This is a genomic window from Polaromonas sp. P1_E1_2 (assembly GCF_056406035.1).
Window position 1 is genome coordinate 1 of sequence record NZ_JBFUAZ010000081.1, and the last position, 10,416, is coordinate 10,416.

At 60.7% G+C, this 10,416-nt stretch carries 7 protein-coding genes; 5 read left to right on the plus strand and 2 right to left on the minus strand.

The annotated features are described in order from the left end of the window. The 5 genes from AC1D1P_RS06440 to AC1D1P_RS06460 all read left to right on the plus strand — a co-directional run. Window positions 1–2,716, plus strand: a 2,716-nt coding sequence (locus AC1D1P_RS06440; protein WP_477672443.1) for an indolepyruvate ferredoxin oxidoreductase family protein, incomplete at its 5' end; no start/stop codon positions are given. A 230-nt stretch (window positions 2,717–2,946) separates the two neighbouring features. Continuing rightward, on the plus strand, window positions 2,947–3,288 hold the full coding sequence (yajC, locus tag AC1D1P_RS06445; RefSeq protein ID WP_477656808.1) for a preprotein translocase subunit YajC: 342 nt from the start codon (window positions 2,947–2,949) through the stop codon (window positions 3,286–3,288). A gap of 68 nt (window positions 3,289–3,356) precedes the next feature. Then, on the plus strand, window positions 3,357–5,231 hold the full coding sequence (secD, locus tag AC1D1P_RS06450) for a protein translocase subunit SecD (protein WP_477670625.1): 1,875 nt from the start codon (window positions 3,357–3,359) through the stop codon (window positions 5,229–5,231). Between the two features lie 44 nt (window positions 5,232–5,275). Continuing rightward, a complete protein-coding gene (secF, locus tag AC1D1P_RS06455) occupies window positions 5,276–6,229 on the plus strand; it encodes a protein translocase subunit SecF (RefSeq protein ID WP_477670626.1) in 954 nt (317 codons plus the stop codon). 28 nt (window positions 6,230–6,257) lie between these two features. Further along, window positions 6,258–8,720 carry a DUF1631 family protein gene (locus AC1D1P_RS06460; RefSeq protein WP_477672444.1) on the plus strand — a complete coding sequence of 821 codons (2,463 nt, stop codon included), beginning with the start codon at window positions 6,258–6,260 and terminating at the stop codon, window positions 8,718–8,720. A gap of 66 nt (window positions 8,721–8,786) precedes the next feature. On the opposite strand, the gene AC1D1P_RS06465 is transcribed toward AC1D1P_RS06460, so the two are convergent. Then, window positions 8,787–9,299, minus strand: a complete 513-nt coding sequence (locus AC1D1P_RS06465; protein ID WP_457282413.1) for a Smg family protein — start codon at window positions 9,297–9,299, stop codon at window positions 8,787–8,789. Between the two features lie 59 nt (window positions 9,300–9,358). Beyond that, window positions 9,359–10,411 (minus strand): DNA-processing protein DprA, encoded by a 1,053-nt coding sequence (gene dprA / locus AC1D1P_RS06470; protein ID WP_477672445.1) that lies wholly within the window; start codon window positions 10,409–10,411, stop codon window positions 9,359–9,361. Window positions 10,412–10,416: the final 5 nt, after the last annotated feature.

Genomic DNA, 10,416 nt, shown 5'->3' on the forward strand with positions numbered 1-10,416 from the left:
CCCCAAAGACCGCTTCGGCCTGATCGCCAGCGGCAAGGCCTTCAACGACACGCGCCAGGCGCTGGCCGACCTGGGCCTGGACGAAGACACTTGCCACCAGTTGGGCATCCGCCTGCACAAGGTCAACGTGGTCTGGCCGCTGGAGGCCACCATCACGCGCGACTTCGCTGAAGGCCTGCAAGAGATTCTGGTGGTCGAGGAAAAACGCCAGGTCATCGAATACCAGATCAAGGAAGAGCTCTACAACTGGCGTGCCGATGTGCGCCCCAATGTGCTGGGCAAGTTCGACGAGCCCGAAGGCGACCAGTCGGGCGGCGAATGGGGCCGTTCCAACCCGAGCGACAACTGGCTGCTGCGCGCCAAGGCCGACCTGACGCCGGCCATCATCGCCAAGGCGATTGCCAAGCGCCTGAAGAAGCTGGGCGTACCCGCCGACATCATCTCGCGCATGGACGAGCGCCTGGCCATCATTGAAGGGCGTGAGCGCGCCCTGACCGCAGGCAAGGCCGACACCGGCGAGCGCGCACCCTGGTTTTGCAGCGGCTGCCCGCACAACACCAGCACCCGCGTGCCCGAAGGCTCGCGCGCCGTGGCCGGTATCGGCTGCCACTACATGGCGACCTGGATGGACCGCTCCACTTCCACCTTCACCCAGATGGGCGGCGAGGGCGTGACATGGGTGGGCCAGGCGGCGTTTACGACCGACGAACACATTTTTGCCAACCTGGGCGACGGCACCTACTTTCACAGCGGGCTGCTGGCGATCCGCCAGGCCATCGCCTCGGGTGTGAACATCACCTACAAAATCCTCTACAACGACGCGGTCGCCATGACGGGCGGCCAGCAAGTCGGCGAACGGCCTGAAGGCCATTCGGTGCTGCAGATCATGCAAAGCCTGCGCGCCGAGGGCGTGGCCAAGCTGGTCATCGTGACCGACGAGCCGCAGAAATACGACGGCGCGCCGCTGCTCGACGGTGTGACGGTGCACCACCGCGACGAGCTGGATCGCATCCAGCGCGAGTTCCGCGAGATCAAGGGCACGACCGCGATCATTTACGACCAGACCTGCGCGACTGAAAAGCGCCGCCGCCGTAAACGCGGCACCCTGGTGGATCCTGAAAAGCGCGTGGTGATCAACGAGCTGGTGTGCGAAGGCTGCGGCGATTGTTCGGTGCAATCCAACTGCCTGTCGGTGGAGCCGCTGGAGACCGAATTCGGCCGCAAGCGCCGCATCAACCAGAACACCTGCAACAAGGATTACTCCTGCGTGAAGGGCTTTTGCCCCAGCTTTGTGACCGTCGAGGGCGGGCAGCTGAAGAAGCCCAAAAAAGACAAGAAGGGCGCGCCCAGCAGCCTGTTCGCAGTTCCCGAGCCCGTGCTGCCTGTGGCGGAAAACGCCTGGGGCATTGTGGTGGGTGGTGTCGGCGGCACCGGTGTCATCACCATCGGCCAATTGCTGGGCATGGCAGCCCATATTGAGGGCAAGGGTGTGGTCACGCAGGATGCGGGTGGCCTGGCGCAAAAAGGCGGCGCCACCTGGAGCCATATTCAGATCGCCAACCGGCCGGAAGCCATTTACACGACCAAAGTCGACACCGCCAAGGCGGACCTGGTGATCGGCTGCGATCCGATCGTGGCGGCCAGCAAGTACACGCTGACCGTCATGCAGCCGGGCCGTACCTACGTGGCCATGAATTCACACGGCACGCCGACAGCGGCCTTTGTGACCAACCCCGCCTGGCAGTTCCCTGGCGGCAATTGCGAGACGGCCGTGACCTCCGCAGTGGGCGCTGACTTGCTCGGTAGCTTTGATGCTGAGCAGGTCGCGGTGCAGCTGGTGGGGGATTCGATCTACACCAACCCGCTCATGCTCGGCTTTGCCTGGCAAAAAGGCCGGGTGCCGCTGTCGCACGCCGCGTTGATGCGCGCGATCGAGCTCAACGGTGTGCAGGTTGACAACAACAAGGCGGCTTTTGAGTGGGGCCGGCGTTGCGCGCACGACCTGGCTGCGGTGCAGGCCCTGTTCAAGGCCGCCCAGGTGATCGAGTTCGTGAAGCGCCCTTCGCTGGACAACATGCTGGCCAAGCGGGTTGACTTCCTGACGGCTTATCAGAACGCGGCATATGCGCAGACCTACCAGGCTTTTGTGGAGAAGGTGCGCGCTGTGGAAGCGCCGCTGGGCAAGACGCTGCTGACCGAGGCGGTGGCCCGGTACCTTTTCAAACTCATGGCTTACAAAGACGAGTACGAAGTGGCGCGCCTGCACACCGACACGGGCTTCCTGGACAAAGTCAACGGCATGTTTGAAGGCGACTTCAAGCTCAATTACCACCTGGCGCCGCCCATGATTGCGTCCAAAAACGACAAGGGCGAGCTGCAGAAGAAGCAGTTCGGCCCCTGGATGCTGGGCGCATTCAAGGTGTTGGCTCGCCTGAAAGGTCTGCGCGGCACGCCGCTGGATGTCTTTGGCCGCACGGAGGAGCGGCGCACCGAGCGGGCCCTGATTGAGGAATACAAGGCGAGCCTGCAGGACGTGATGGCTGGCCTGACGGCCGAAAACCACGCCACGGCGTTGGAAATCGCCCGGATTCCAGAAATGATCAAGGGTTATGGCCATGTCAAGGCACGCCACCTGGCAGCAGCGCGGCCCCAGTGGGCCGCGTTGATGGAATCCTTTCGTACCCCCGGATCTACCGTTCAGCGGGAAGCGGCTTAAAGCCTGGACCGGCGCCGGCCTCGCCGCCGGTCCGGTGTTTCCTTCATGGAGCGGCTTTGCTGCGGAGCTTGCAGCAGCCCTTTGCGCGCAACCCCGGCTTGAAAAGCCCCTGGTGCGCGCCAGTTACCCCCTTCTGCGGATGCCCCGCCGCATACAATCGTGAACTCTGTGCGCTGTCCGTGCCGGATGGCGCGCGCCAGTGTGTCTTTTAAATCGTTGTGGAGTTAGCCGTGTTCATTTCTTCCGCCTTTGCCCAAACCGCTCCCGCTGCCGCTGCCGGCGGTGACATGATGTCCTCGCTGACGGGCATGCTGCCTCTGGTGCTGATGTTCGTGGTCCTGTACTTCGTCATGATCCGCCCGCAGATGAAAAAGCAGAAAGAGCATCGCGCCATGATTGAGGCGCTGGCCAAGGGCGATGAAGTCGCCACCGCAGGCGGCCTGCTGGGCAAGGTGACCAAGCTGGGCGATGTGTACCTGACCCTCGAACTGGCGCCAGGCGTCGAAGTCCAGCTGCAGCGCAGCGCGATCATCCAGGTGCTGCCCAAAGGCGCTATCAATCCAGCCAAATAAGGCTTTCGCCGGCCGCAACGGCCGGCAGGCCTGACTTTGTTCATCCGTCCACCAGGAACAGCCCTCTCATGAATCGTTATCCGGCCTGGAAGTACGCCATCATTGTGATTGCGTTCATCGTCGCAGCCCTGTACACGCTGCCCAACTTTTTCGGCGAAGCGCCTGCGGTCCAGGTCTCCAGCGCCAAGTCCACCGTCAAGATCGACAGTACGACGATGGCGAAAGTGGAGCAAATACTGAAGGAAGCCGGTATTGCGGCGGATGCCGTCGCCCTGGACGAAACTTCTGTCAGGGCGCGGTTTGGCGATACCGATACGCAACTCAAGGCCAGGGACGCGATCCAGAAAGTACTGGCGCCGGATTCCGAAGATCCTCCGTATGTCGTTGCGCTCAATTTGCTATCGCTTTCACCTCCCTGGCTAGCCCGGCTTCATGCTTTCCCAATGTACCTCGGGCTTGACTTACGAGGCGGCGTGCATTTGATGCTGCAGGTGGACATGCAGGCCGCGCTAACCAAGCGCGCCGAGTCCCTGGTTGGCGACCTACGGACGTCGCTGCGTGAGAAAAATATCCGGCACGGCGGCATCGCTCGTAATGGACAGACCATTGACATCAAGGTGCGTGACTCTGCCACACTGGCATCGGCCAAAGCCCTGATTCAAGACCAGTTTCCCGACCTCCAGACTGCTGAGGTCCCCGAAGGCACGGAATACAAGCTTACGGCTACGATCAAGCCTGAGGCGGCGCGCCGCATTCAGGACCAGGCTCTCAAACAGAACATGGTGACCCTTCACAACCGGGTCAACGAACTGGGCGTCGCAGAGCCGGTAATACAGCAGCAGGGTATAGACCGCATTGTTGTGCAACTACCAGGTATTCAGGATCCTGCCCGGGTCCGGCGCATTATTGGCCGTACCGCCACCCTGGAAATGCGTCTGGTGGAAGACAGCGCTGAAGCCCGTGCTGCCATGACCGGGGGGGGCATGGTGCCCTTTGGGTCGGAAAAATTCCCCGATATCAGCGGCAATCCGGTGATTGTGAAGAAGCAGGTCCTTGTTACCGGTGAGAGCCTGACGGACGCCCAGGCCGGCTTCGATTCGCAAAAGCAGGAACCCAATGTATCCCTGACGCTGGATGCCAAGGGTGGGAGGGTGATGCGCGAAACAAGCCGCGAGAACATGGACAAGCCGATGGCCATCCTGCTGTTCGAAAAGGGCAAAGGGCAGGCTATTTCGGTGGCAACCATTCGCGGTGAACTGGGTACACGATTCAGCATCTCGGGCGCCATGAATATCAATGCCGCCAACGATCTCGCCCTGTTGCTGCGCGCAGGCTCGCTTGCCGCTCCCATGGAGGTCATTGAAGAGCGCACCATTGGCCCGACGCTGGGCGCCGACAACATTGCCAAGGGCTTTCACAGTGTGTCGTGGGGCTTCGTCGTGATCGTGGCGTTTATGGCGATCTATTACATGCTTTTTGGCCTGTTTTCCGGCCTGGCGCTTGCCGTCAACCTGCTGTTGCTGGTCGCGGTGCTGTCCATGCTGCAGGCTACCCTGACCTTGCCTGGCATGGCGGCGATGGCGCTCGCGCTGGGTATGGCCATCGATTCCAATGTGCTGATCAATGAGCGTGTGCGGGAAGAATTGCGAAACGGTGCCTCCGCGCAAGCGGCGATTCATGCAGGTTATGAGCGGGCCTGGGCAACCATTCTGGACTCCAACACCTCGACATTGATCGTAGGTCTTGCGTTGCTGGCTTTTGGGTCCGGCCCGGTCCGCGGCTTTGCCGTTGTGCATTGCATCGGTATCCTGACCAGCATGTTCTCAGCGGTGTTTTTCTCGCGCGGCCTGGTCAACCTCTGGTATGGCCGCCAGAAGAAGCTCAAGACGGTTTCCATTGGCACAGTGTGGCGGCCCACCACTTCGGGTGCGGTGGCGAAGTAAGCCCACGCCCGGCCCTTTTTTCCTGAATTTCCCAAGGACTCCAGATGGAATTTTTCAAAATCCGGCGTGACATTCCGTTTATGCGGCACGCCCTGATCTTCAATGCCATCAGCTTTGCCACGTTCGCTTTGGCAGTATTTTTCCTGTTCTCGCGCGGCTTGCACCTGTCCGTCGAATTCACCGGCGGCACCTTGATGGAGGTGAATTACACCCAGGCTGCCGATGTCGGAAAAATCCGCGATACGGTGGCGGGGTTGGGCTTCGCCGATGTGCAGGTCCAGAATTTCGGCACCTCACGCGACGTGATGATCCGCCTGCCGGCACAAAAGGGCGTAAGCACTGCGCAGCAAAGCGACAAGGTGCTTGCGGCCCTGAAGGCTGCCAGCCCGGATGTGACGCTGCGGCGCACCGAATTCGTCGGCCCGCAGGTGGGCGAGGAACTCGCCCACGACGGGCTGAAGGCGCTCGCCATGGTGGTTTTCGGCATCATGGTCTATCTGGCTTTCCGCTTTGAATGGAAATATGCCGTGGCGGCCATCATCGCCAATTTGCACGACGTCGTGATCATTTTGGGATTCTTCGCTTTCTTCCAATGGGAGTTTTCACTGGCTGTGCTTGCTGCTGTGCTGGCGGTGCTGGGCTACTCGGTCAATGAGTCGGTGGTGATCTTTGACCGGATCCGCGAGAATTTTCGACGCTATCGCAAGATGAATACCACCGAGATCATCGACAACGCGATCACGTCCACCATCAGCCGTACCATCATTACCCACGGTTCCACCCAGATCATGGTGCTGTCCATGCTTCTCTTTGGCGGGCCGACCCTGTTTTACTTTGCCCTGGCGCTGACCATCGGCATTCTGTTCGGGATCTATTCGTCGGTGTTTGTTGCCGCTGCAATCGCCATGTGGCTAGGCATTCGGCGTGAAGACCTGATGAAAGGGCCGGCCAAAAAAGACGAGGATCCCAATGACCCCAACGCCGGAGCCACGGTGTAAGCTATGACTTAATCATYCTAGGGCGGCTGTGGCTCCAAGTAACAAAAATAGCAGGGTTCTGGTCGAGCAGGCACGTGCGCTGTTTGCGGAGCGTGCTGTACGCGTACTGCCTGCACTGGCGAAAACCATTCAAGACAGGCTCACTGCCGCAGTTGATCAGCCCGGCAGTGTCCGGGAAATGCAGGACCGGCGTGATGCCTGGATGGCTTTCCAGAAAAGTGGTGCCACCTGGGTCCGTGGCACAACCGCCGCATGGACCACTGCCCAGACGATTCCTGCGCCAAACTCGCCCTCGAGGTTTGCCGACAGCGGCAAATTTGAATTGATGGGTAACGACGTGATGGAGGACAAAATCCTTGCTTCGCGGCTCGCGCTTCGGTTGCTGGACTTCGCAAGCTGGGAGTTGAACGACCTCCGGTTGCGCATCCAAAACCTGGAGGCCGTCACGGAATTGCACAAGCAGGACATTCTTCGCCCCGAGGTGCTTGCCCAGCACRTGGTTGAGCAATGGAGTCTTGCATCGCTGCCACGGGATGTCTGGCTCGTTGTCCAGGATGTCATCCAGAAGGACATGGGCACACACCTGCTGGAGACTTACCATGCCACCAACGAGTTTTTGGTGCAGCAGGGGGTGATGGCGGAAATCGACTTACGGCCGCTGGTCAAACGCACTCCCTCCGCTGCGGATGCCGGAGCGTCTGCCAGGAAAGCCTCTACTTCTGAGAAGGAACGCGGCAAATTCGGCAGCGAAACCGGCTCCAGGACCGGCGGGTCTGAAGGCGGTGGCGCACGTGGTTTTGGCGGAGGCCAGGGCGATGGGCCTGATAGCCGGGTTCAGGGTGTGGGTGGCGGGCGATCTTCAGCCTTTGGCGGCCGTCAGGGTGCAGCTTCTCCAGGTACGGCGTCCGAAGGAGCAGGGTCGCAGCCAGGCGTATCCAGGCAAGGCGGCGCAGTCTACGATGAAACCCGCATGCAAACGGCGACGACGCCGCTCGCCAGGGCACGCATGAGGGCCCAGGGTGTGATGGGGCACCTCAAGCGTTTGCTGTCGAACCAGGTCGCAGGCTTCGACGATACCCACCCCACACAGGCGTCGCCTCAGCTCGCGCAGGCCATGGTGAGCGTGCAGAAGCAGGAAGAAACCGGTGCAGAGCGTACCTTGCTCGCAGATGCGCAAGGGCAGATCTATGGCCAGGTGCATGTCGACAATGCTGCAACTGCCTTGCGGGAACGAACCAATACCCTCAAGCAGGCGGCGTCCACCTCATCCGAGAAGGCGACGATTGAAATCGTGGCCCTGATGTTCCAGAGCATTCTTGCCGAAGACCGCATTCCGCCTGTGATCCGGGTCTGGTTTGCCCGTTTGCAGATGCCGGTATTGCGTGTGGCGATTTCCGAGCCAGAGTTCTTTGAGTCGCTGCAGCATCCTGCACGCCGGTTGATCGACCGCATGGGTTCCTGCGTATTGGGCTTTGACGTCACGGTGGCCGGCGGCGCCATGGAATCTGAAGTCAAGCGCATTGTGCAAGTGATAGAGCAGTATCCCGAAACAGGGCGTCGGGTGTTTCAGCTGGTTTACGACGAGTTCGAAAAGTTTTTATCCAAATTCCTTTCCGAGCATGGCAGCGCCGCCCGTGTTGTGAGCGTCGCGCAACAGGTCGAACAAAAAGAGACCATGACGATCCAGTACACCATTGAGATGCGGAACATGCTCAATGACATGCCGGTTCGAGACGAGATCCGCGAATTCCTCTTCAAGGTATGGGCCGAGGTATTGGCAATCGCCGCGATGAAGAACGGGCCGCAGCACGAGGAAACCATCACGCTCAAGCGGGCTGCCGCTGATCTGGTGTGGGCCGCGAGCGCCAAACCGAACCGCAATGATCGCGCCCGCGTGATTGCAGACCTGCCGAAATTGCTGCAGCTGCTGCGCCTGGGCATGTCCATGCTGGGCTTGGGTGTGTCTGACCAGGACGGGCACCTGAAGACCATCAGCGATACGCTGGCCGATGCATTCATGTCCAAAACCGACACCATTTCCCAGGAGCGGGTGGAGATCATGGCCAAACGGCTGATGAACCTGGAAGACTATCTTTCCGACGAGGACGTCGGAGACCTGCCGCTGGATACTGACAGCCTGGTCACCATGATCGGGATCGATGCTACCGACATTGAAGTGATCGCCGATGGCGGCAGCCAGCCCACGGAAGCCATGCGCGCATGGGCCCGGGAGCTCCAGGTAGGTACATGGTTCAGCCTGGACCACAACGGCAAGATCAGTCATGTGCAGTTTGCCTGGTGCAGTGATCGCAAGCAGTTGCACCTGTTTGCTTCTGCCGATGGCCGGAACTTCCTGATCCAGGCTCGTCGGCTCGCGGCCTACCTGCAGTCGGGTTTGCTGGTGCCTACGGAAGAGGAGGCGCTCACGGTACGTGCCACGCGCGACGCGCTTGCCAAGCTGGATGCAAATCCCGAGCGGTTGCTCGGCTAAGGGCCTCGTTGTCCGGCGTGCCCGGGCAACCGGTTCAAAAATGTCGTTTTTGTGCCGCAGTGCTATTCAGTGAGCAAGGCGACCTTCCGCGTCGTCGCACAATTCGTCCAGAACCAGCGCATCGGGTTCTTCGCCGAAGCTCCAATAGACCATCAATACGATGATTTTCAGGTCATCGAGCGTGACGGGGTCGCCCGGTGCCGCCATGGCACGGTCAATCACAATCTCGCGCATGTGCGGAGGCAATACGCCGGACGACTCAAGGAAGCTCACAAATCCCAGGCTCTGTGCGCCGAGTTGTGTTTGCTCGGCAACCGAATAAACGCGAAGGCTGTCGGGGGATTGGGGCTGAATGACCGGATGCGCACCGGGCTCGGTGAGCTCTGACGGGGCACTGGCCGGCAGACTGATTTGCGTGCCTTGGGCGGCGATATTCAAGCCGTCGAGCCAGACGAGGGCCGCCTGGATTTCTTCCGCCTCAAAACCCGCCGCTGTCAGTTTGCGGCCGAGCCGCTGAAGTTCGGGGCAAGCGTCACCTTGCCAGTAATTTTCGTAGACGTACACGAGTACTTCGAACATGCGTCCAATATAACGCAGTTGGCGGCAGCATTGTCAAGCCGGTGAAAAGAGTGCGGTGTTTATGCGTCAGCGCGTCGCTGGAACAGGCCGCCGGGAAGCCTGAACACCTGTCCGTCGAGTTCCAGCTCAAGTAGCTGCGCCTGCAGCATGGCTGTTTCGATCCCGGTTCGCGCCTGTAGTGTGTCCAGGCTCACCACGTCGAATCCCAGTGCGGCGATCAGGGCGGTAGATGAGGGGGACTCGACCAGGAGACCGGTTTCTTTCTCTGTTGGCGTATATGCCGCTGCAGCCGGCGCCACACCCCGCGCAGGGAGACTTAATTCCTCCAATACGTCCTGCGCAGTTTCCACCAGCTTGGCCCCCTGCTTGATCAGTGCGTGGCAGCCGCGTGACTGGGGCGAATGGATGGAGCCGGGTATGGCAAACACTTCTTTGCCCTGTTCGGCCGCCAGCCGCGCGGTGATCAGTGAGCCGGACTGCAGCGCTGCCTCGATGACAAGAGTGCCCAGCGACAGGCCGGAAATGATGCGGTTGCGTCTCGGGAAGTTCGCGGTCAGCGGTGGCGTGCCGAGCGGGAATTCGCTGATGATCATGCCTTGCTGGGCAATACGGTGCGCCAGCTCGAGATGTTTTTTGGGATAGACGCGGTCTAGTCCGGTACCCACCACGGCAATGGTATCTCCGCCGGCTTGCATGGCGCCGTCGTGCGCCGCACCGTCGATACCCAAGGCCAAGCCTGACACAACGCAGAGTTTGGCACCGGCCAGGGCCTTGGCGAATTGGCGCGCATTAGCTTCGCCCTGCGGCGTCGGGTTGCGGCTGCCTACGATGGCTATATGGGCCACGTGGGATGGCGATAACGCCTGAGGCTGGGATGCACGCTTGCCGAGCATGTAGAGCATCAGCGGGGGATCGGCGATGTCGAGCAAGGCCGCAGGGTAGGCCGCATCTCCAATCGCGACCACCCGCCGGTGCTCGCCGGCCTGCAACCAGTCCAGCGTCATTTGCAGCTGGGCTGCCAGATTTGGAGGCTCTGCCCTGAGCGCGCGCGCCAATTTCTCCGAACCCAACTGTTCCAGAGCGGCTGAACTCTGGTCAAAAATCGCCTGCACGGATC